Source organism: Hymenobacter negativus (assembly GCF_017571495.1).
In the GTDB taxonomy this organism is placed as follows: domain Bacteria; phylum Bacteroidota; class Bacteroidia; order Cytophagales; family Hymenobacteraceae; genus Hymenobacter; species Hymenobacter negativus.
In genome coordinates this window covers 309,299-329,560 of record NZ_JAGETZ010000001.1, presented here as the reverse complement: position 1 = coordinate 329,560, position 20,262 = coordinate 309,299, and the positions used below count along the sequence as shown (strand labels likewise).

Below are 20,262 nucleotides of genomic sequence, written 5' to 3'. Positions count from 1 at the left end.
TGGCTGTGTGCCGTACTTTTGCGTACAATCCCGCTACGTATGAAAATAACCGCTACTACTATTCTCGTGAGCTTGTTTTTGTTGTCGGCCGGCCCCTTGCTGGCGCAGCAGACATTTCCACTTTACACCGGCACCATTCCTGATTCCAAACCCAGCGCGGTTAAAGAAACCAGCGTCACCTTGGATAACGGGGGCGTGCGCATTTCCAACGTGGTACAGCCCAACCTCACGGCTTTTTTGCCCGCGCCGGGCACAGCCAATGGCACGGCTGTCATTATCTGCCCCGGCGGGGGCTACACCCGGCTGTCCATCGACAGCGAGGGCTACGACGTGGCCAAGCGTTTGAACGAGATGGGCGTAACGGCCTTCGTGCTGAAATACCGCCTGCCCAACGACCAGTCGCAGCCCGATAAATCCATTGCACCGCTGCTCGATGCCCAGCAGGCCCTGCGCCTCGTGCGCCAGCAAGCGGCCAAGTACAGCCTTAATCCCGAGCGCATCGGCATCATGGGCTTCTCGGCGGGTGGGCACCTGGCAGCCACGGCCGGCACGCACTTCGCCAAGCCGGTAGGGGAGAACGTAGGCTCCACATCGGTGCGGCCGGCGTTTCTGGTGCTTATGTATCCGGTTATCAGCTTTAGCGACACGCTCAAGCACACAGGCTCGCGCGATAACCTGATTGGCAAAACCCCAACGGCCGAACAGGTGCGGTTGTACTCCAACGAACTGCAAGTGTCAGCTCAGACGCCGCCCACTTTCCTCGTGCATGCCCAGGACGACAAAACGGTGCCCGTCAACAACAGCATCGTTTTTTACCAAGCCTGCCTGCGCCACGGGGTGCCGGCCGAGATGCATCTCTACCCCAAAGGCGGTCACGGCTTTGGCCTCAACAATAAAACCACCAAAGACCTCTGGACCGACCGCCTGCGCAACTGGTTCGACGCCAACGGCTGGCTCACGAAATAATGCGCATTCTAGTTGCCGTTGGACTGCTGGCGCTGCTGGCAGGCTGCGAGCAGAAAATTCACTCGACCAAGTCGGATTCGCTGGTGTTGCCCAGCGTGTCGGTGGCCCCTGTGCCAGCGGCTGCTCCCGCGCCCCTGCCGGCCGTGGTGCACGCCCGGCCCAAGCCCCCGCCTGAAATCCCAGGTTGGGCCCCGCCCGTGGCCACGGATACGCTGGTCATGCTCAATGGCCAGCCCCATCACCTGCTGCTGGAGGCCGAAACCGACTCGACCCGTCGCCTCACCGCCACTTATGAAGAGGCACCCGGCCACCTGGAAAAGGTACACGGCTTCGAAGGCTATTATACCCTGACGCTGCGCGATAAAACGGGGCAGCAACTGTTTCGCCGCCAGCTGCGGAAAGCTGCTTTTTTTAAGAAGGCCGGTTCCGATATTGTAACCGAAAGCGAGGCCTACCAGCCCCAGTTTCTGGGTTATAGCAAGCCGTTGGGAGCCTTGGTGTTCACCCTCGATTTCATGGTGCCGGATAGCGACGTGGGAGCCCAGGTAGTGCTGCTACTCGACCTGGCCGGCAACGTGCTGCGCCTGAGCGACGGCCGCGGCCCCGGCGGCGGCCCCGAGTGTGAGCCGGCGCTCTCGCCCGATGGCTCGGCCCTGCTCACGGCTTCGGAGCTGCTGCGGCCCGGCCGGCCGCCGCTCCGCTTCGAACGTGCCGATGCCGAGCTGGTGGGCGCTTCTTTCCTCACCGACAGCACCTTGCTGCTGGTGTACGCACCTGGCAAGGCCCACCCCATCCGCTTTGCAGATGGGATGGAGGGCTACGGCCGCACGCCGACCGCGCAGCAGCAGCAGGCGCCCAATGCCTTCGTGCGGCACATTCGGAGCGGGCGGGTGCTGCGCCGCTTCCGCTACCACGGCTTCTATGAGGAGATGGGCTACACCGTGCCTGGCTTCCAGCTGCGGGCCACGGCCACGCACTACCTGCTTGATGAGAAGCGCGGCCTCTACCTGCTGCCGCTGGCCGGCGTGGGGGTACCCACCGAAATTCGCTTTGCCGCCATGCCACGCTTCACGCCGCCCAAACGCCTGGCCGAGGTGCGGGTAGAAGTGCACAGCGCCGAAAACAGCTTCGCGTTTTACGTGGATACCAGCAGCGTGCAGCCCCGCATCCGCTACCAGCGGCTGGTGGATTAGTGCAAACACCAACGAACGTTATACCGAGCGCAGCCGAGGCATGACGTTCGTTGGGGGCTCTTACAGCCCAGCCAACACCTTTTCTACCTCCGCAAACAGCGGCCGGGCCGATACTTCCTCCTGCACGCAGCGCCGCTGCAAGTCCCACAGAGCATCTACCGCTGCTGATGCTTTGTCGGCCTCGTCGCAGTGCGTCAGGAGTTCTTCCAGCAGGCAGCCGAACGCCCGGACTTCCAGCCGCTGCAAGGTTGTCGCTAGAGCGGTGTCTTCCGCATTGAAGAAGCAGGCGGCGCCGAAATCGCCCAGCAGGGCGTTGCCTTCGCGGGTGTTGAGGATGTTGTGGGCGTATAAGTCGCCGTGCATGATGCCCTGGGCGTGCAGGTGCCCGGCAGCGGCGGCGATGCCTTGGGCAATGTTCAGGGCCGTTTCCAGGCTGAACGTGGTGCCGGGCTTGTACACGTCGCGGGTGCAGGTGGCGAGGCTGGGCGGGCCGGCCAGGTTGCCGAAGGCCTCGTCAATCAGCTCCAGGACCAGGCCCTCGGCGCCGGTAGGGTGGCCGGCCACGCGGCCCAGCACGGCAATGAGGTTGGGGTGGGCACCGGCTTTGATGGTAGCCAGCATCTCGCAGTGGGGCAGGCCGTCGCTGGTGACGGCGCCTTTAAAGAGCTTCACGGCTACGTCTTCGTCGGCCACGTTGGCTTGTTCCCAGCGGGCGCGGGATATCACGCCGGAAGCGCCTTCGCCCAGCTGCTTTTCGATGGTTAGCTTGTTCCAGGCGATGTTGCCGATGAGATGCTCGGCTTCGGCAGCGGCCTCGGCGGGAGCGGCAAATGGGTTGCCGGCGTAGGCCAGCCACGAGAGGCGCGGTAGGGCCAGCAGCCACGCTGGTAGCTCGGTGAGCTGGTTGGCGGCGATGCGCAGCAGCTCCAGCTTCGTGCAATGCGCCAGCGTTTCAGGTAGTTTGGTGAGGCGATTGCCGGCCAGCATCAGCTTCTGCATCTCCCGGCAGTTTCCAATTTCAGCGGGTAATTCTTCCAGCTGGTTATCGGTGAGGATGAGCCAGCGCAGGGCAGGAGTGAGGGCAGCCGCAGGCAGCGTCCGGATGTGGTTGGCTTTGAAACCCACCATGCTCAGCTGGGGGCATTGGCCCAGCACGGTGGGCACTTCGGTAAACTGGTTATCGGAGCAAAAGATGACGCGCAGCTTGTGCAGGCGGCCCAGGTCGTCGGGCAGCGCGGAGAGCTGGTTGCCGGAAAGGTTGAGGATTTCCAGCGAGTCGGCGAGGGCGAAGATTTCCTGGGGAAACTCGGTGAGGCCGGCACTCAGGTCGAGGCGTTTGAGGCCGTGGAGCTGGCCGCTGCGTAGTTGGGCGAGGGTGTGCATGGGGGCAAAGGTCGCAGTAGCGGGGCCAGAATAGGCGTTCCCAGCAACAAAAAGACCGTCATGTCGAGCGTAACCGAGGCATCTCGCGGGCAGCAGCAATCCCTTTCAACGATTGGGTTACTATTCCACGTGAGATGCCTCGGCTACGCCCGGGCGCGGACTCGCAGCGTCCACGCTACATCCCTAATAGCTCTCCTTCCGGAAGCCCCAGGCCCGCAGTTCGGCCTCGAACGTATCCGGGAAATTGGCTTTCAGCGCGTACACCACGGCTTGCAGCACCTTGCGCAGCTCCAGCTTCGCGGTGTCTTTCTGGCTCACCGACTTGCTGACTTTGCCAGCCAGGCCATCGGCTTTGCCCAGTAGGGTTTCGTATTCCGTGAAGCGCTTCTGCCAGAAGCTGGTGCCGAACTCGCGCCCGGCAAAGGGCGCGGCGGCCACGGACGGCAGCAGCATGTCGCGCAGGGCCACGAGGCGTTGGTCGCGGTCGCGGGTGAGGGCAAAGCCACCGTTTTTACTGGCCAACAGCCCGAAGCCGGGCAGGCGGGCATCGGTGCGTTCCTTGCTGTAGCCGCTGTCTTCGTTGATGTATTTTTTCAGAATGCGCAGGCCCTCGTCAAACTGGTCATCCAGCTCCTGCAGGCGCTGGCTTTGCGGGGTGCGGGCGGCGGCAGCCCCGCGCTTATCGCCGATGGCGGCACCGAACTCGGCCGACAGTGTGGCGAAGTCGGCCTGCGTTTTCCAGCGCAGTATAAACCATGCTTCCTTGCCCCAGACCTCGGCCACGAGCCGGGCTACTTCGGCCAGCTGGCCGTCTTTTTTGGGGATGAGGAGCTTGGGGTTCACTACCGCGTCGGTGGCAGGAATAGAGGGAGTAGAGCCGGCCGGAATGGGCGTGGGCGATTGGTCTGCCATGAGGTAAATAAGTAAGAATGAGGGTTGGAAAGCACCGTAGGACTACAGCCCGGCTAAGGTGCACAGAATTTTGGTAAGGCCACCATTGCCCCGCTATTTCGGGCCGTCGGTGCCGCCTGCCGGGGGGCTCTCCCCAGGCTTCGGCCCGAAGCGCCGGCAGGTCCGGGGGTTCCCCGCTGCCCCTGTCACCGCCTGCCAGGTGCCCCGGGGGCTCCCCGCTGCCGATGTCACCCCGCGCCAGGTGCTCCGGGAACTCCCCGCTGCTCCCGGCACGGGGTGACATGAGCAGCGGGGGATTTTTTCGTTGGTAGGGCAGCAGGGCCGCCCATCTTCGCTCCACGCGTAGGTAGTCCCCGGCCAGCGTTTGCCCCTACGGTTCAGTAATTGTAATTGCTCCCGCCCTCGACAATAGAAAATCAACAAGCTGCATGAAAATACTTGCTGCTTGAATTGGTGAAGCTAAATTATCAAGGAAGTAAATACCATCAGATTCCAGCCCGACAACTACGGGTGCCCAGTTACTGGACGGTTCGGCCGCTGCATCTCGTAGCGAAAGCGCCAACGTTTCATTTTCAGTAGCCGCTACAATGAAATGTTGTTTGAGAAACTGCTGAGTTGCTTGAGCATCGAGCTTCGGGCATTTGATGAAGTATTCTTTGCCCATAATCAGAAATGCTTTTTGGAGCAGTTGCGGAGAAAAGTTGCTGGGGCGACAGGGTCGTCATATTCTTTTAAGGGACAACCTGAAACGAAATGCTCAGAGAGATGCCAAAAGCCAGCCTCCATAATCGGTGCAAAAGAAAACGAAAAGGCTTATTGAAATACTCACTATAAAAGCTAGAAAATGAATCCAATTTAAGCGCAGCTTTCGGATTGCTGATGAAATAATTGATAAAACCCAAATTGCTACGAAGCACGGCATGAACTCAAATTCTCCAAGTGCCATGAGATATAATCCTTCATAAATCTCGTATCCTACATCCTTTGCTCGAAAAGGCCTATGCGTATCCGGGTCTGTTCCAAGATGCTTGTATGCGAGAAAATAAAAAGCTATATGGGCTAAGACGCACAACATCGGTAACCAACTGCTGATTATAAATGCCAAAGATTGGCGTTTTAGCTGCAATGAATTGATGGTGATTCCTTCCATTATATCTTTTTTGCAAAGCCTGTCTGAATGCTTTAGAAAACGTGTGATTCTAATAAATTATTGTAAGATATATAATTGGAGTATCAGTTCACACCTCCACCACTTCGCCCGTCCCGAAATAATAAATAATCCCGCGCACCTCCGCATATCCTAATTGCTCAAATAGTGTCGCGTAATTCCGCAATATGTGCTGGTGTTTCTCCTGCACCGGGGGCAGGCGAAAATCGAGCAGCGTAACGCGACCGCCGAGGCGGTGGTGCTCTTCGAGGGAGGGTTCGAGCACCACGCGGTCAGGCTTGTAGTCGCGCAGCTTCACGCCGCCCACCAAGATTTCGCGCTCCGTTTCCACGCTCAGGTGCGGGGCGAAGTAGGGGGCCAGGCGCGGGTCGCTCACCAGCGTTTCGAGGCTCTCGACCAAGGCCGGCCGCTCGCGGGCGCTCAGGATGCCCTCGGCCACGAGCTGGCTGGCCACGCGGCCCACATCGGCGGCCGTGAGCAGGCGGCGCAGGGCAAAGTGCAGCTTGCGGTTCCACTCATTCAGGGCCTTTTGCTCGTCAAAATCGAAGAGCGTGGTGGCGTGGCGGCGCAGCTTCAGCCGGTCTTCCCAGGGCGCGGCGGCCAGGTTGGTCAGCTCGTAGTTGGTGCTTGAGGCCTGGGGCTTGGGGCTTGGTTTTTCGGCGGCGGGGGTGCCCTGGGAGAGGACGAAGGACACCCGGTCGTCCTGCCACTGGCCGCGGCTTAGCAGGTAGCCGTGCAGCAGGTCGGCCACGGTGCGAGCAGCGGCTGTGGGTGCGGCGGCTTCCAGCTCGTCGGTTTTGGTGGTTTTCTTGTCGTCGGGCCGCTTGCTGATGACGTAGAGACGGTGGCGCGGCCGGGTGAAGGCCACGTAGAGCGTGTTCAGCCCTTCGAGGAAGGTTTTCTCGCGCTCCTCGTCGTACTGCGCCCCCAGGGCCGTCTGCTGAATGCCCTTGCTGAGGCTCACCACCGCCACGTCGGGCATCTGCTCGATGGGCTTCTGGCCAGCCTCCAGGTGGCCCCAGAGCAGGGTGCCGCGGTGCGGCTCCAGGCTCCAGTCGGCGAAGGGCACAATCACCACCCCGTAGGCCAGGCCCTTGGCCTTATGCACCGTGGTGATGGTGATGGCCTCGCGCCCGCCCGGCGCGTTGATGCTGATGCGCCCCTTGCGCTCTTCCCAGTAGGTGAGGAAGTTGCCCAGGTTGTTGCCAAAGCGCAGGCTGTATTCCAGCGTCAAATCAAGGAAGCGAAACAGGTAGTCGCTCTCCCCGTTGCGCCCCAGCAGCCCAAACAGGTTCAGCAGCCGCTCGGCCAACTCGTAGAGGCCCAGGTTGCCGGTTTCCTCCTCGTGCACGTCGTAGCCCAGCGCCCGCAGCTCGTCGAAAAACGAGGTGCCGCCCGCCGCGTTGGCCACCTCAGCAATGTGCCGGGCGCGGGCCGGCGTGGGGGCCAGCCCGCGCACCACCTTGTCTACGAGCAGCAGGGCCTCGGCCCGGGCCAGCGTATCGGCCGGCTGGTGCAGCACCCGCAAAATGCTTACCAGCAGGTTTACCACCTCCGCAAATTCCAGCGCCAGCGAGTCGGCCGAGATAATGGCGTAGCCCCGCTCTTTCAGAAACTTGGCAATGATTTTACTGGCGTAGCGCGTGCGGCACAGCACCGAAATATCGGCCAGCGCGTAGCCCTCGCGCAGGGCCTGCTCCACCAGCTGCAGGGTGAGGTAGCAGGTGCTCTCGTCGTAGCCCAGCAGCGCCTCGGCTGCGTGGCCGGGCAGGGGCTCGGCGGTGTAAGCGCCAGCCGCGGGGTCGTAGAGCAAAGCGGGGGCGTCCTTTTGGGTAAATAACAATTCCACGTGCCCCTGCTGGTCGGCCCGTTGCGACTCAGGCACCTGCTGCCCAAAATGCGCGTCGAAAATGCCCGTCACCAGCCCCAGCGCCTCATGCCGCTCGCTCACCGCCTTAAAAAAGGCGTTGTTGAAATCAATGATTTCCCGCGCCGAACGGTAGTTCACCTGCAAGGCCTTGGGCTCCAATTTGCCGCGAAACGCCTCGTAGCGGCCCCGCAGCAGCTCGCGCATCTCTGGCTCGCGGGCCCGCGCCGCCAGGGCCTCCGTGTTGCCCTGGTGCAGGCGCAGAATCTGTTCCATCTCGCCCCCGCGCCAGCGGTAGATGGCCTGCTTGGCATCGCCCACCGCCAGGCTGCTGTGCCCGTTGGCCAGCGTGTTTTCCACCAGCGGCAGCAGGTTATTCCATTGCAAAACGGACGTGTCCTGAAATTCATCAATCAGAATGTGCTCGTATTTCTCACCCAGCCGCTCATACAAAAACGGCACCGGCTCGGTAAGCACAATGCTGGCAATTCTTCGGTTAAATTCCGAGATTAAAACAACGTTGCGCTCGCGGCTAATTTGCTCAACAATCTTATTTAATTCACTCAATAACGAGGCGTGAAATAAATACGGCTGCATGGCCGCCAGCAATACGTAATTCGGCAAAAAGTCCGCCCGCAATTTGTCCAGCGTGGCTACTAATTGACTCAGCGGCTCCTTCACCGCGTCCACCCGCTCGCGGTCGGCGGCGGTTTTTATTTTGCCGCTGTACCATTTGTCATCGGCCAGTGTGGCACGCACGTAGCTGTTCGGCCCCGCGTCGGGGGCCAGTAACTCCACGCCCTTCTGCACGTAGCCAAAAATGCCGCGCTTGCCCTGGAAAAAGTCGGCCTCCGTGGCGCCCGCCGCGTCCAGCACCGCCAGCGCCACTTCCCGCGTCTGCGCAAAAGCCGCTTCAATCTCCGTCCGCCGCGCCCGAATTTCCTTGTCCAGCCGCCGGAAATCGGCCAGACTCAGCCGGTCAAGCTGCGCCACCGCCTCCTGCACTGTCTCATTAAACAGCACCCGCCCGAAGCCCGCCAGCTCCTCCGGCAGCCGGCTCCAGCTTTTGCCCTCGTCGGCCTGCCCCAGCGCATATTCCGCCAGCGTCTGCGACAGCAACTTGCTGTTCGGGTCGCGGTTCACCTTGTCCAGCAGCGCCGCCACCGCGCTTTGCAGCACCGCATCGGTATCCAGTTCTACCTCAAACGTGGCCGGCAAGCCCAATTCCCGGGTAAAGGCCGTCACAATCCGCTGCACAAACGAGTCAATCGTGCTCACCCCAAAATCGGCGTAGTGGTACAGCACCAGCCGGAACGTCTCCGCCGCCCGCCGCCGTACCTCCGTTTCCGGCAGCTTCAGCTCATCTGCAATGTCCGCCAGCAAGGTGTCCGTTTTCCCACTTTCCGGATAGGCAAACCGCCGGAGCGCCCCCACAATGCGCTCCTTCATTTCCCCCGCCGCGTCGTTGGTAAACGTAATAGCCAGCACCCGCTTGAAGTACGCCGGGTCGTCGGCCCCTAGCGCCAGCAGTAGGTATTCTTTCGTTAATTGGTACGTCTTCCCCGAGCCAGCCGAAGAGGAGTAGATGCGGAAGGAGGGAGGCATGCGTGTTTAATGTTTTCGAACCTATAATTCACTACAACAATGTCACTTTCGTTGCAATGCTTTTATGAAGCGGTTCGAATGTTTCTATTAAAATCTGAATTAGAAACTGAACAGAGTTTACTTGGCTATTCAGATGAGGAAATTGCATTGGCTGAACAATACTGGAGTTTGACGTTTCCAGAGTCATACAGATTGTTTCTCAAACATTTTGGGAAAGCAAATGAAAGTTTCAATTACCAAGATTGGGGTCTTGAAACACTTCCTTTTGCAAAGGAACTTAGTCGTGAAATCGCAGAGCGGAATAAACTCAATTTAGATGAATGGTTTCCGTTTACTGAGCGACAATGGTATAGCTTTCACAGTTTTAAGCGTGGTCCGGCCGCGACCGAAAATCCTGAAGTAATGCTTGTAGTCGAAGGCGACCAAGGGGTAGAAGTTTATAATTACCCTAGTTTCACAGATTGGCTGATGGTAAAGTTGGAGAATCATCTAAATCTGTTGATTTCTCTTCATAAGCCTGATGCTAACATACAACTGGAGTTATTCGAAGCACTTAAGCTGATGCTTTAACGAGGCCGCAACCACCCCACCATCTCCGCCGTCACGCGCACCGGCCGGCCGCTCTTGGGGTCGAGCAGTACCCAAGTCGTTTCCGCCTCGCACAGCAGCACGCCATCGGCGGCGCGGGTGAGGCGGGTGTAGCGCAGCGACGTGGCGCCGCTGGTGTCGCCCACCCAGGTGGTGGCCCGCAGCATCTCGCCCGCAAAGGCCGATTGCAGGTAGCGAATCCGGTGCTCCCGCACCACCCAGATAATCTGCTCGCGCAACTCGGCCGGGCAGATGCTCAACCAGTGCGCGCCGGCCACGTCCTGTACCCAGCGCACATATTCCACGTTGTTGGCGTGGCCCAGCGCATCAATAGCACTATCGGGTACCTGAAATTCGTGGGAGAAGGCGTGGGCGGGTGCGTCGGGCATTGGTAAGGGCGAAAGGGCAGTAGTTAGCAAAGCACAAAAGAACGTCAGGCCGCGTACCGCGAACCAGCTAGGCATCCGAGCGGCTACTCCACAACAAGCAGCGAGGAAGTATTGTCACGTTCAACACGGCATTCCTTATGTCGTGGACCTTGCCTTACCCAGTTCATCGAAAAAATATGTATTGACTTGGTCATTTGGAAATTCTGCCTATCTTTGACGCAACCTAAGACATCAAGCCACGGTGGCCCAAACGCTTAGGGAAACTCCACAACCAACCACAATGGCAACCGGAACGGTAAAATTCTTTAATGACACCAAAGGCTTTGGTTTCATCAAAAACGACGAAACTGGCGAAGATATCTTCGTTCACATCAGCGACCTACAGGTTAGCTCGATTCGCGAAAACGACAAAGTTCAATACGAAGTAGCTCAAGGCAAAAAAGGCCCGAACGCAGTAAAAGTATCGTTGGTTTAGTCCAACCCAAGCTTTGCAATCTAAGAAAGCCCGCCTTTGGTGGGCTTTTTTTTGTGCCTGACAGATTGCGTCGCTGAATTGGTTGCGTCTGTTATCCTAAGCGCAGCGAAGGACCTTATCAACGAAGAACAACTGGCAGTAATTTGACTGGTGCAAGCTTGATAAGGTCCTTCGCTGCACTCAGGATGATACACGAAGCGGGAGCCTGCTACGCGCCGCGTCCTGTGCTGGTTGCCCACTTTTAGAAAATTATTAGCTTTTCCAAAATAAAAATCCTACCTTTGCACCCGCATTTGAGGACGGCCTAAGTCCGCGCAAGCCCGAGAGTGGCGCTAACGCATTGGTCGCGTAGTTTTTTGGTTGTTTTTTCCCGCCTGATTGTGAAAGGTAGAAGGAGGGGAAACGTCGCTGAGTACGGCTGTTTTCAGAGCTAAGTCTCTTTTCCCCCTTATCAACTCCAATCATGGAAGCTGAAAAAATTGTGGTTCGCTTTGACGAACTGAACCTCTCCGAGGAAGTACAACGCGCTATCACCGAGATGGGCTACGAGGAAGCTTCGGCCATTCAGGCCGCCGCCATTCCCGTGCTGCTCGCCGGCAAAGACGTTATCGGCCAGGCCCAGACGGGTACCGGCAAAACCGCTGCCTTCTCCATTCCCGCCATCGACAATATCGATACCGAGAGCAAAGACGTGCAGGTATTGGTGCTCTGCCCCACCCGCGAACTTGCGGTGCAGGTATCGGGCGAAATCCAGAAGCTGGGCAAATACAAGCGTGGCCTGATGGTAGTGCCTATTTACGGTGGCAGCCCCTACGACCGTCAACTCCGTGCTCTGGAGCGTGGCGTGCAGATTGTGATTGGTACCCCCGGCCGGGTGATGGACCACATCGAGCGCGGCACCCTGCGCCTCGACAAAACCACCAAGATTATCTTGGATGAAGCCGACGAAATGCTCGACATGGGCTTCCGCGACGACATCGAGTTCATCCTGACCAAGATGCCTGAGGACCGCCAGACGGTGTTCTTCTCGGCCACGATGAGCAAGCCCATCATGGAGCTCACTAAGAAATATCAGCGCGAGCCGCAGATTGTGAAGGTGAACCACCAGACCATGACGGTGACCAACATCGAGCAGAGCTACTACGAGGTGCGCGGCCCCCAGAAAAAGGACGTGCTGACCCGTTTGCTCGACATGTACAACCTGAAGTCGACCATCGTTTTCGCCAACACCAAGCGCATGGTAGATGAAATTGTGGCCGACCTGCAAGCCAAAGGCTACTTCGCCGAAGGCCTGCACGGCGACATGGGCCAGCAGCAGCGCCAGAACACGCTGGATAAATTCCGCAAGTCAACGCTGGAGGTGCTGGTTGCTACCGACGTAGCCGCCCGCGGCATCGACGTGGACAACGTGGAAGCCGTAGTAAACTACGACCTGCCGGCCGACGAAGAATACTACGTGCACCGCATCGGCCGCACGGGCCGCGCTGGTAAGTCGGGCAAAGCCTTCACGTTTGTGAGCGGCCGCGACATTTACAAGCTGCGCGACATCATGCGCTTCACTAAGGCCCAGATTAAACTGGAACAGGTGCCGTCGTTTGCCGATGTATCGGAAGTGAAAACCACCCTTTTCCTGAACCAGATTAAGGAAATCATCGAGAAGGGTAACCTCGAGAAATACGTAGGCCGCGTGCAGCGCCTGCTCGACCAGGGCGACGAAATTACGTCGCTCGACATCGCCGCAGCCCTGCTGAAAATGACGATGAAGGAGGACAAGAGCGCCCAGCAGAGCCTCGACGCCAGCAAGGCGGCCGGCCAGGCCCGCCCCGGCTACACCCGTCTATTCGTGACCATGGGCAAGAAAGACCGGATTCACCCCCGCGACATCGTGGACCTGATTTCGGAATCGAGCAACCTGACCGGTGCCAAAGTGGGTGACATCGCCCTCTACGACAAGTTCAGTTTTGTGGAAGTACCGTCGGAATTTGCCGATGAGATTGTGAGCAAGCTGGGCCGCACCAGCATCCAAGGCTCGCCGGTGAGCTTCAGCATTGCTACTCCGGTTCAGGAAGGTGAGGCGAAGCAGGAAGGCTTTAGCCGCAGCGGCGGTGGCCCCGGCGGTTTTGGCGGCGACCGTGAGCGTCGTCCGTTCAACGGCGGCGAGCGCCGTGAGGGCGGCTACGGCGGTGGCTACAAGGGTGGCAACCGTGGTGGTGGCAGCTTCGGCGGCGGCGAGCGTCGCGAAGGTGGCTACGGCGGTGGCTACAAAGGCAACCGCGACGGTGGCAGCGGCTACGGCAACAAGCCCAGCTACGGCAACCGCGAAGGCGGTACTGGCAAGTCGGGCTACGGCAATCGCCCCAGCTACGGCGACAAACCCAGCTATGGCAACAAGCCCAGCTACGGCACTCCCCGCGAGTATGATACGCGCCCAGCGCCCCGTACTCCCCGCAACGAGAGCTTCGACGAATAGCGAACCTGATATGCGCTCAGGCTGGATTAACCGGCTTGCGTGACTATTCGAGTGAAGTTATACGTAAGGTGAATAAATAAAAAAGCCGCTCATTGAGCGGCTTTTTTATTGTCTTGTAACGCGACGAAGATTCATTATTTCGACGAGTCGCGCAGGGCTTTGATTTTGTCGTGGCCTTCTACTACGCCTTGGTACTGCTTTTCGATTACCGATTTCAGGGCGGAGGGTAGGCCTTCGGCTTTCAGGGCTGTCTGATAAGCTTTTTTGGCGTAGTCTTCGCCGCGCTCGCACTCGGCCAGGATGCTGTGACGGTCTTTGCCGGTTACGGCCGACTTCAGGTCAATCCAGGTACGGTGGATGGCACCGGTGATGGAGCCTTGAGCACCCTCGTTGGTGTCGGGCTTGAGGTCCAACTTGAACATCTGGTCTTCGATTTCAGTCAGGTAGCTCGAACGCTGGGCTGCGAAATGCTTGAAAGTATCTTTCAGGTCCGCGTCTTCAACGTCGGTCATGGCCTCTGCATAGCCTTTCTGGCCGTCTTTGAGGGTTTCTACCAATTCGTTGAGCAGGGCTTGGGTGGCTTTGGCTTCCATGGGAAAGGGATGGTATTTTGGGTTGGAAAATTTCTTTCCTCTTTACTGCCTTGCCGCATATAAGGTTACAACTCTACTGTGGGCGTTGCAGCCAGCGCCTGGCCTGCAAGAAAGCCCGTCGTCCAAGCCGCCTGAAAGTTGAAGCCGCCCGTGATACCGTCAATATCTAATACTTCGCCGGCAAAATATAGCCCCGGCACGCGGCGGCTTTGCATAGTTTTCAGGTCAACCTCGCCAAGGGAGATACCGCCGCACGTGACGAATTCTTCCTTATAAGTGGTTTTGCCGCGCACAGCCAGCGGCGTGCGGAGCAACAGCTCCAGCAGGCGGTTCTGGGCTTTGGCAGGCAGGTCGCTCCAGCGCGTTTCGGCCGTGATGCCGGCTTGCTCCGTGAGGTTACGCCACAGGCGTTGGGGCAGGCCAAACTGCGGGTTACTGGCCACGGTTTTTCTGCCGTTTTCCTGCCGAAACTGTTGCAGCCAGGGCCGCAGAGTTTCTTCGGTGTGAGTTGGAATCCAGTTAATAAGCGCCGTGCCAACGTAGCCCAAATCGCTGAGTCGGCGGGCGCCCCAGGCCGAAAGCTTGAGCACCGCCGGGCCGCTCACCCCCCAGTGCGTAATGAGCAAGGGGCCTTCGTATTGCAGCTTTTCGCCGGCCAGCACCACGCGGGCATGGGGTACACTTACGCCCATTAGCTCATTGAGCGGGGAGTTTGGTACGTTGAAGGTAAAGAGCGACGGCACTGGCTCGGCGATGGTATGGCCAATGTCACGGAGCCAGTTGTAGTTGGCACTTTTGGGGTTGCCGCCGGTGGCAATGAGCAGGCGCGTGGCATGGAGCGTAGCGCCAAGTTGCCCGGCTCCGCTACCGCTTAGCTTCAGCTGGAAGCCGCCGGTCGGCAGCGGCTGGACTTCGTCGGCGCTGGTATTGGTGATGACGCGAACGCCGGCCTGGCGGGCAGCATCTTCGAGGGCACGGGCAATGGTTTCGCTGGAATCGGTGGTGGGAAACATGCGGCCGTCGGCCTCCGTTTTCAACTGCACCCCGCGCTTGGAAAACCAGGTAATGGTTTCCGCTACTCCAAACTGCTGAAACGCAGCTTTCAACTGCTTGCTGCCGCGCGGGTAGTGCGCCACAAGTTGGGCCGGGGTGTCGCACGCGTGGGTCACGTTGCAGCGCCCACCGCCCGAAACGCGGACTTTAGCCAGCAGCTTGCTTGTTTTCTCCAGCAAGATGACAGAAGTGTTCGGGTTAGCCTCGGCGCAGGCGATGGCGCCAAAAAAGCCAGCAGCGCCGCCGCCGAGCACGACCACGAGAGGTTGGGCAGCATCTTTTTTCACAGGACAAAGATACGGCCGCCGGGTAGCACATGCTTTAGCCTGGTCATTCGTTGGGTGCAGCCGTCACTCAAATCAAAGCAGGGGCTCTGTCTAGCAATATGCTAAAGCCTCCAATACGTTGTCATGCTTGAATTGATACGGTAAAATACTGCGCACCAAGCTGCTGTCGATGGTTTTTCCGCTCACTTCATCCTGCTCGTCCTTGAATGTTGGAGCAGTAAGCTGGAGCTGTTTTGCGGCAGCGGGGTAAAAATCGCGCCGCCGGGGATGCTGGGCCGCGCACACGTTGAAGGTGTGGCCCCAGGCTCCGTGCTCAATGATGCAGCCCAGCACGCCCACCACATCGGTAAGGTGCACGAGGTTGACCGGAGCGTTGCCCTGTTCGAGGTCGCGGCGGCCGGCCAGGAAGCGCCCGGGGGCTCGTTCGGGACCGATGAGTCCCCCCAAGCGCACTACTGTGCTCTTCCATTGCCCGTAGCGTGGCACAAAATGGCCTTCAGCCCGGAGCACATCGGAAGCTGCGTCGCGGGTGCTAATGGCATCGGACTCGCGCATTAGGCGGGGCTCGTTGGGGTACACGCTGGTCGAACTCACGAACAGCACGTGCTTGGTGCCCGCCGCTGCCACGGCCCGGTGCACAGGGCGCAGGAGGTTGGGATAAGCGCCGGCAGTGGCCGCCCGGGGTGGCACATTCAACACCAGCACGTCGGCGTTGCTGAGCAGGCGGTGCAGTAGCGCTTCGCTGGGAGCGCCAAAATCTGTGCCTAAGCGGAGCAAGTGCGGCTCGATGCCGGCCGCTTGCATTGCGGGGATGTGTTCGGGGGTGGTGGTGGTGCCTAGGACACGGTGGCTGCCAGCCGCCAATGAACTCGCTAAGGCCATGCCCAGCCACCCGCAGCCAAGCACTAAAACGGTGGGGGATTCCGCTCCTGAAGCTGCATCTTTGGAGCCCCCAGTAGTGGAACTAGTCATACTTAAATCAACTCAAAATATTGCTTTCTAGCACGAAGGTGCGAATAAATAGCGAAACACTATATTTGGCAACAAAAATAAATAAGCCAGCTTTCGCTTATAGTTGGGCTAACATACGAGCCAGCAGCCTAGTACCTTCGGGCGGCGGACTACTCCGCTTATCCCACCCTCACAGTCTTTTTCGAATGAATGCTCCCTACACCCAGCCCATGCTGCGCGATAACGCCCTGGCCGGAAAAACCATCATTGTAACCGGCGGTGGCACCGGCCTGGGCCGGGCCATGACCACCTATTTCCTCCAGCTCGGCGCCAATGTCACCATTAGCAGCCGCAAGCTCGATGTGCTGGAAAAAACCGCCGAGGAACTGCGCCAGCAAACCGGCGGCAAGGTGCTGGCCATTGCCTGCGATGTGCGCAAATACGACGAAGTAGAGGCCATGCTGGCCCGCACCATTCAGGAGTTTGGCGGTGTCGATGTACTGCTCAATAATGCTGCTGGCAACTTCATCAGTCCCACCGAGCGCCTGAGCCACAAGGCATTCGATGTGATTGTGGATATTGTGCTACGCGGCTCTTACAACTGCACCCTGGCGGTCGGCAAGCGTTGGATTGCCGAAAAAAAGCCCGGTACCATCCTCAACATCGTGACCACCTACGCATCTGTAGGGTCGGCCTATGTAGTGCCTTCTGCCACCGCAAAGGCCGGCGTGCTGGCCATGACTCGCTCACTAGCAGTTGAATGGGCTAAATATGGCATTCGTTCCAATGCCATTGCTCCCGGCCCATTCCCTACGGAAGGTGCCTGGAGTCGCCTTTTCCCCGAGCCACTGGCCAGCAAGCTCGACCCCGCCGCCAGCGTGCCGCTCAAGCGCGTGGGCCAGTACCAGGAGCTTGCCAACCTGGCCGCTTATCTGGTGTCTGACTTTTCCGCGTATGTCAATGGCGAAGTGGTGACCATCGACGGCGGGGAGTGGCTGAATGGGGCCGGCGAATTTAATAAGCTGGAAATGCTGACACCCGATATGTGGGATACCATCGAAAAAACGATGAGAAGGTAGCCGGTTTTTTCGGTCCTCCTGAACGCAGTGAAGGACCTTATCACGTATGACCGAGTTATTTCGGGGTAGCGTGATAAGGTCCTTCACTGCGTTCAGGAGGACAAGCAGGGCTTACAACTTATAGCCCTTGTAGTCCTTGCTAAACTCTTCCAGTGGAATGGGCTGGTTGGGAATGACATCGTTGAACTCAAATTTCTCGAACAGCCCTTTGTCGTCGTTTACTTGCACCAGAGTGGGCAAATAGGTTTTAGGGTCGACGCAAAGGATGGTTTTGCGGCCGTAGCCATTAGGCACCTGCAGGACTTTGCCTTCTGGAATCTTCTCGCCGATGGTCAGGTCGTTGCGTTCGATGATGCGGTACGCGCCGCAGCCAAACCGCTCGGCTACGGTGGCGATGGTTTCATTTTTGCCCGCTTTGTAGCTCACGTAGCGGAATTGCGGGAAATCGGAGCGTAGCACGTGGTTGGTGCGGCCTTGCAGGGTGGTGTCGCCGGTGTAGCGAAACGAGCGGCTGTAGGAATTGTCTTGGCGCAAGCCAGTGGTGCGGAGCAGGTCCGAAATGGTGCCGAAACCGGCCTGCAAGGCCGTGTGGTGCTGGTTGCTGCGCATCAGCTTGCCGTTGGGGTCGAGGCTGAGGGTAACGTAGGGAAAAGCTGCCGGATACACCCAGGCATCGCCCCCGTTCTCGCCCGCCAGCCACAGCACTTCTACCCCTTTTTGGTTTTTTATGTAGATACGCAATGGCTTATACGTCAGCTTCATGATGCTGCGGGCCTGGTGAATGGTGCCTTCAATTCGTTCCTGCGCCTTCACGGTGCAGCGAAGAAACTTCAGGCCTTCAATGGCTGTACTCATGCGCGCCGTAAGCTGCTCGGTGGTGAGGGATGGGGGCGGCGCGGGAGTAGTGGCGGCTAGCAGCGTAAAGATGCCCAGGGGCGTAAGTACTCGAAATGTAGTAAAACGAAAAGCGGATGACACGCGCATAAACAAGCAATAGATGGAGTTTGCAGCGGGGAAAATCAATTCAGGCTGATGTGTGGGAAGCGTGAGGCCGTGCTATCGAAAATAAATAGCTCATCAATTTCCACGCTGTGGAGAAACCGATAAAGCGGAAATTGTTCGATTAAAGCCTGGACGGCGGCGGCATCGTCGCCGTTGATGGTAACCCAGCCACGACTCCGGTCGCTGCTGATGGCATACACCTCCACGATTTTTTCGTTCAGCAGGCGGTTGATAAAGTCGCGATGACGCGGGATGAGAGCAATAAACTCCTCATCATAAGCATCGGGCAGGCGGAGGGAAACCACAAAAGTCGGCATATTGGCAAAACGGCACGGCTGAGGAGGAAAGTGCCCCGCCAAATGTAGACGGAGACACCGTAATATAACTTTATCCGTGCCAGCTTTGGCGAAATTGGCTAGCGGAAAAGCTGCTTACGAAAAAAGCTCTGGCGCAGCCAGAGCTTTTTGGAAAGATGATGGCTGACTATCTGAATTCTAAGAGTGTCCTAGCTCGGCAACAACCGGCTGATTTTCATCGCTATGCGCTGGTTCAGCCGCGGTGTCAATACTACTGCTAGAGGCATTGTGGTTGCGTTGTTCCCATTGACGAAACCGGCTGATTTCGCCTTGAAATTTCCCCACGAACCAGCCAATCAGGCTAAGGTCATCAAGAAAGCCGATTACCGGAATAAAATCAGGTACCAGGTCGATAGGGGACAGAACGTAGAGCAGCACGGCCAGCCCGGATATGATGGTGCCTGTTTCGATGCTGCGGTATTCGCCGCTGATGAACGCCCGTATCAGGCGCACCAGGGTCAGCGCAACATCAAAAAGCTGCCTAAACTTGTTGTCCTTGCTCTCTTTGCTGGCCAACTTATCAGCCGTCTCATTCAAAATGGCGACGACCTTGAACGGCTTGCCTAGTAGTTTGGTAGCGCGACCGATAAAGACGTTAAACAGCGCGTTTTTGGATATTTTGAGGCCCTTTTCGGCGAAAGTTGACATGAGGTTCCGTTGCGGATAGTGAGGAGTTTCGCAGGCTTACGCGTATTGCTGGTGCGTTGTTCTTCGTTCAAACCGCGGGGCCTCGCTTATCGCTCAAACAGTGGTGCGGTTCCGCCTACCCAATCCTTATTTTTGTTGAAGTCCACACCAATCATTTCGCCCCGGCTCAAGCGGCTGAGGCCACAGAGCAACGTAGGCCGTGGCTGGCCGGGATGCCACACGTAAAGCAGGCGGATTTCGCACTTCACCAACCCATCAGGCGACTGCACCACTGGTTCGTATTGCACCTTGCGCTGCAACAGGTAATGCTGCTTGTCTTCGATAGCATCAAGGTCAGCAGCGGTGATGTGTAGCCGCACGCCTGCGCCGGCAAAGGAAAACAAGGGCTTGAGCACGTAGTTTTCCAGGTCAGCAGGATAAGAGGATAGTTCGTGCAAGAAATAGCTAGGTGGCACAAACGGCCCGCTTAGGAACGGAAGTGTGTACTTACTTACCCGGAAAAACCAATTGGGATGGCCAACCCAGGTTACGTCCACATCGTCGGTCAATTTGAACTCGCCGGGCAGGTCGTGGTAGCGTTCCAATTCATCGAAAATAACGCGGTTATAAATTCGCTTAATTGGAATTTGCCGACCGTCTTTTTCGTAAAATAATTGACGCCCGTTTTTGCGAACTTTCGTGAGGCAAACGGGCTCAATTCCCCAAAATTCTTTCGTTAAAACAAAGTCAATTCGCGTCTTTTGTTTCTCGGGGAATATTTCGAGTAGAATAACATTCTCGGGTGCTTCATCGGCTAATAAAAACCGGCGCATTTCTTCATGGTAGCTAGCAGCATCAGCCGAATGCAGGAAGGGTGAAACCGTATCGGCGATGGGGAAATGCCGCTTGAAAACCCCTGGCAGCCAGGACTGGAAGGCATAGAGCGAGGGAAAGCCCTGCATCTCAATCAGCTGGGGTTCCAGGGTGCCCGCCTCATTCCGGCACACGGCAAAATCGAACGTCAGAAAATCCGGGCGGCCTTCGTTGCCGGGCACGCGCTGGTGCGCCGGGATGGCAGCTTCGGTTAATTCTTTGAAATTATCCTGCTGAATTACATCGATAATATTCTCGCCCGCCGCAATTAATTTGTCGCGTAAATCCGCTGGGATAAATACCGGCGTTTCAGCCACCCGAAACTCTAATTGCCCGGGAAATTGCTGGTCGATGTCGGCCAGAAACTCCTGGTATTTCTCTGGCGTAAAAGCGGCATTATAGCGGTGGCGGTGCTCAGGAATCAT

At 58.0% G+C, this 20,262-nt stretch carries 18 protein-coding genes; 6 read left to right on the top strand and 12 right to left on the bottom strand.

Annotation, left to right across the window (positions count from 1 at the left end; translation table 11 throughout):
• Positions 1-39: 39 nt before the first annotated feature.
• Positions 40-966, top strand: coding sequence for an alpha/beta hydrolase (locus J4E00_RS01500; protein ID WP_208173237.1), 927 nt, complete (start codon positions 40-42; stop codon positions 964-966).
• The gene (locus tag J4E00_RS01495) at positions 966-2,159 is read left to right on the top strand and encodes a hypothetical protein (RefSeq protein ID WP_208173236.1); all 1,194 of its coding nucleotides are present in this window, start codon (positions 966-968) and stop codon (positions 2,157-2,159) included. Before J4E00_RS01500 ends, J4E00_RS01495 begins: the two co-directional genes overlap by 1 nt.
• 60 nt (positions 2,160-2,219) lie before the next feature.
• Here J4E00_RS01495 and J4E00_RS01490 read toward each other — a convergent pair whose 3' ends face one another.
• From J4E00_RS01490 to J4E00_RS01475, 4 genes are all read right to left on the bottom strand, one after another.
• Positions 2,220-3,542 (bottom strand): leucine-rich repeat-containing protein kinase family protein, encoded by a 1,323-nt coding sequence (locus tag J4E00_RS01490; protein ID WP_208173235.1) that lies wholly within the window; start codon positions 3,540-3,542, stop codon positions 2,220-2,222.
• Positions 3,543-3,725: 183 nt separating this feature from the next.
• On the bottom strand, positions 3,726-4,454 hold the full coding sequence (locus tag J4E00_RS01485) for a hypothetical protein (protein WP_208173234.1): 729 nt from the start codon (positions 4,452-4,454) through the stop codon (positions 3,726-3,728).
• A gap of 370 nt (positions 4,455-4,824) precedes the next feature.
• Positions 4,825-5,118, bottom strand: a complete 294-nt coding sequence (locus J4E00_RS01480) for a hypothetical protein (RefSeq protein ID WP_208173233.1) — start codon at positions 5,116-5,118, stop codon at positions 4,825-4,827.
• 574 nt (positions 5,119-5,692) lie between these two features.
• A complete protein-coding gene (locus J4E00_RS01475; RefSeq protein ID WP_208173232.1) occupies positions 5,693-9,094 on the bottom strand; it encodes a UvrD-helicase domain-containing protein in 3,402 nt (1,133 codons plus the stop codon).
• Positions 9,095-9,133: 39 nt separating this feature from the next.
• Between J4E00_RS01475 and J4E00_RS01470 the strand changes: the two genes are divergently transcribed.
• The gene (locus tag J4E00_RS01470) at positions 9,134-9,664 is read left to right on the top strand and encodes an SMI1/KNR4 family protein (RefSeq protein WP_208173231.1); all 531 of its coding nucleotides are present in this window, start codon (positions 9,134-9,136) and stop codon (positions 9,662-9,664) included.
• Here J4E00_RS01470 and J4E00_RS01465 read toward each other — a convergent pair.
• Positions 9,661-10,071 carry an acyl-CoA thioesterase gene (locus tag J4E00_RS01465; protein WP_208173230.1) on the bottom strand — a complete coding sequence of 137 codons (411 nt, stop codon included), beginning with the start codon at positions 10,069-10,071 and terminating at the stop codon, positions 9,661-9,663. The genes J4E00_RS01470 and J4E00_RS01465 overlap by 4 nt on opposite strands.
• 280 nt (positions 10,072-10,351) lie before the next feature.
• On the opposite strand from J4E00_RS01465, the gene J4E00_RS01460 reads away from it, so the two are divergent.
• Both J4E00_RS01460 and J4E00_RS01455 read left to right on the top strand, forming a co-directional pair.
• Positions 10,352-10,546, top strand: coding sequence for a cold-shock protein (locus tag J4E00_RS01460; RefSeq protein WP_208173229.1), 195 nt, complete (start codon positions 10,352-10,354; stop codon positions 10,544-10,546).
• 463 nt (positions 10,547-11,009) lie between these two features.
• Positions 11,010-13,016, top strand: a complete 2,007-nt coding sequence (locus J4E00_RS01455) for a DEAD/DEAH box helicase (protein ID WP_208173228.1) — start codon at positions 11,010-11,012, stop codon at positions 13,014-13,016.
• Positions 13,017-13,150: 134 nt separating this feature from the next.
• On the opposite strand, the gene J4E00_RS01450 is transcribed toward J4E00_RS01455, so the two are convergent.
• The 3 genes from J4E00_RS01450 to J4E00_RS01440 form a co-directional block, all read right to left on the bottom strand.
• The gene (locus J4E00_RS01450; protein ID WP_208173227.1) at positions 13,151-13,609 is read right to left on the bottom strand and encodes a PA2169 family four-helix-bundle protein; all 459 of its coding nucleotides are present in this window, start codon (positions 13,607-13,609) and stop codon (positions 13,151-13,153) included.
• Positions 13,610-13,674: 65 nt separating this feature from the next.
• Positions 13,675-14,949, bottom strand: a complete 1,275-nt coding sequence (locus J4E00_RS01445; protein ID WP_317196579.1) for an NAD(P)/FAD-dependent oxidoreductase — start codon at positions 14,947-14,949, stop codon at positions 13,675-13,677.
• Between the two features lie 90 nt (positions 14,950-15,039).
• Positions 15,040-15,831 (bottom strand): SDR family NAD(P)-dependent oxidoreductase, encoded by a 792-nt coding sequence (locus J4E00_RS01440; RefSeq protein WP_208173226.1) that lies wholly within the window; start codon positions 15,829-15,831, stop codon positions 15,040-15,042.
• 275 nt (positions 15,832-16,106) lie between these two features.
• On the opposite strand from J4E00_RS01440, the gene J4E00_RS01435 reads away from it, so the two are divergent.
• On the top strand, positions 16,107-16,979 hold the full coding sequence (locus tag J4E00_RS01435; protein WP_236049373.1) for an SDR family oxidoreductase: 873 nt from the start codon (positions 16,107-16,109) through the stop codon (positions 16,977-16,979).
• Positions 16,980-17,090: 111 nt separating this feature from the next.
• Here the strand turns inward: J4E00_RS01435 and J4E00_RS01430 are convergent, their stop codons facing one another.
• The 4 genes from J4E00_RS01430 to J4E00_RS01415 form a co-directional block, all read right to left on the bottom strand.
• Positions 17,091-17,963: a DUF1571 domain-containing protein gene (locus J4E00_RS01430; protein WP_208173225.1), complete on the bottom strand. Its 873-nt coding sequence runs from the start codon at positions 17,961-17,963 to the stop codon at positions 17,091-17,093.
• Between the two features lie 35 nt (positions 17,964-17,998).
• Complete coding sequence (locus J4E00_RS01425) at positions 17,999-18,298, bottom strand: hypothetical protein (RefSeq protein WP_208173224.1); 300 nt, start codon at positions 18,296-18,298, stop codon at positions 17,999-18,001.
• A gap of 177 nt (positions 18,299-18,475) precedes the next feature.
• Positions 18,476-18,985, bottom strand: coding sequence for a YkvA family protein (locus tag J4E00_RS30180; RefSeq protein ID WP_208173223.1), 510 nt, complete (start codon positions 18,983-18,985; stop codon positions 18,476-18,478).
• 86 nt (positions 18,986-19,071) lie between these two features.
• On the bottom strand, positions 19,072-20,262 hold the full coding sequence (locus J4E00_RS01415; RefSeq protein ID WP_208173222.1) for a hypothetical protein: 1,191 nt from the start codon (positions 20,260-20,262) through the stop codon (positions 19,072-19,074).

What these genes read in the sequence shown, in the direction of transcription:
- J4E00_RS01500 (WP_208173237.1), top strand. Translation starts at nt 40, where the DNA reads ATGAAAATAACCGCTACTACTATTCTCGTGAGCTTGTTTTTGTTGTCG.
- J4E00_RS01495 (WP_208173236.1), top strand. Translation starts at nt 966, where the DNA reads ATGCGCATTCTAGTTGCCGTTGGACTGCTGGCGCTGCTGGCAGGCTGC.
- J4E00_RS01490 (WP_208173235.1), bottom strand. Translation starts at nt 3,542, where the DNA reads ATGCACACCCTCGCCCAACTACGCAGCGGCCAGCTCCACGGCCTCAAA.
- J4E00_RS01485 (WP_208173234.1), bottom strand. Translation starts at nt 4,454, where the DNA reads ATGGCAGACCAATCGCCCACGCCCATTCCGGCCGGCTCTACTCCCTCT.
- J4E00_RS01480 (WP_208173233.1), bottom strand. Translation starts at nt 5,118, where the DNA reads ATGGGCAAAGAATACTTCATCAAATGCCCGAAGCTCGATGCTCAAGCA.
- J4E00_RS01475 (WP_208173232.1), bottom strand. Translation starts at nt 9,094, where the DNA reads ATGCCTCCCTCCTTCCGCATCTACTCCTCTTCGGCTGGCTCGGGGAAG.
- J4E00_RS01470 (WP_208173231.1), top strand. Translation starts at nt 9,134, where the DNA reads ATGTCACTTTCGTTGCAATGCTTTTATGAAGCGGTTCGAATGTTTCTA.
- J4E00_RS01465 (WP_208173230.1), bottom strand. Translation starts at nt 10,071, where the DNA reads ATGCCCGACGCACCCGCCCACGCCTTCTCCCACGAATTTCAGGTACCC.
- J4E00_RS01460 (WP_208173229.1), top strand. Translation starts at nt 10,352, where the DNA reads ATGGCAACCGGAACGGTAAAATTCTTTAATGACACCAAAGGCTTTGGT.
- J4E00_RS01455 (WP_208173228.1), top strand. Translation starts at nt 11,010, where the DNA reads ATGGAAGCTGAAAAAATTGTGGTTCGCTTTGACGAACTGAACCTCTCC.
- J4E00_RS01450 (WP_208173227.1), bottom strand. Translation starts at nt 13,609, where the DNA reads ATGGAAGCCAAAGCCACCCAAGCCCTGCTCAACGAATTGGTAGAAACC.
- J4E00_RS01440 (WP_208173226.1), bottom strand. Translation starts at nt 15,831, where the DNA reads ATGGCCTTAGCGAGTTCATTGGCGGCTGGCAGCCACCGTGTCCTAGGC.
- J4E00_RS01435 (WP_236049373.1), top strand. Translation starts at nt 16,107, where the DNA reads ATGAATGCTCCCTACACCCAGCCCATGCTGCGCGATAACGCCCTGGCC.
- J4E00_RS01430 (WP_208173225.1), bottom strand. Translation starts at nt 17,963, where the DNA reads ATGCGCGTGTCATCCGCTTTTCGTTTTACTACATTTCGAGTACTTACG.
- J4E00_RS01425 (WP_208173224.1), bottom strand. Translation starts at nt 18,298, where the DNA reads ATGCCGACTTTTGTGGTTTCCCTCCGCCTGCCCGATGCTTATGATGAG.
- J4E00_RS30180 (WP_208173223.1), bottom strand. Translation starts at nt 18,985, where the DNA reads ATGTCAACTTTCGCCGAAAAGGGCCTCAAAATATCCAAAAACGCGCTG.
- J4E00_RS01415 (WP_208173222.1), bottom strand. Translation starts at nt 20,262, where the DNA reads ATGATTCCTGAGCACCGCCACCGCTATAATGCCGCTTTTACGCCAGAG.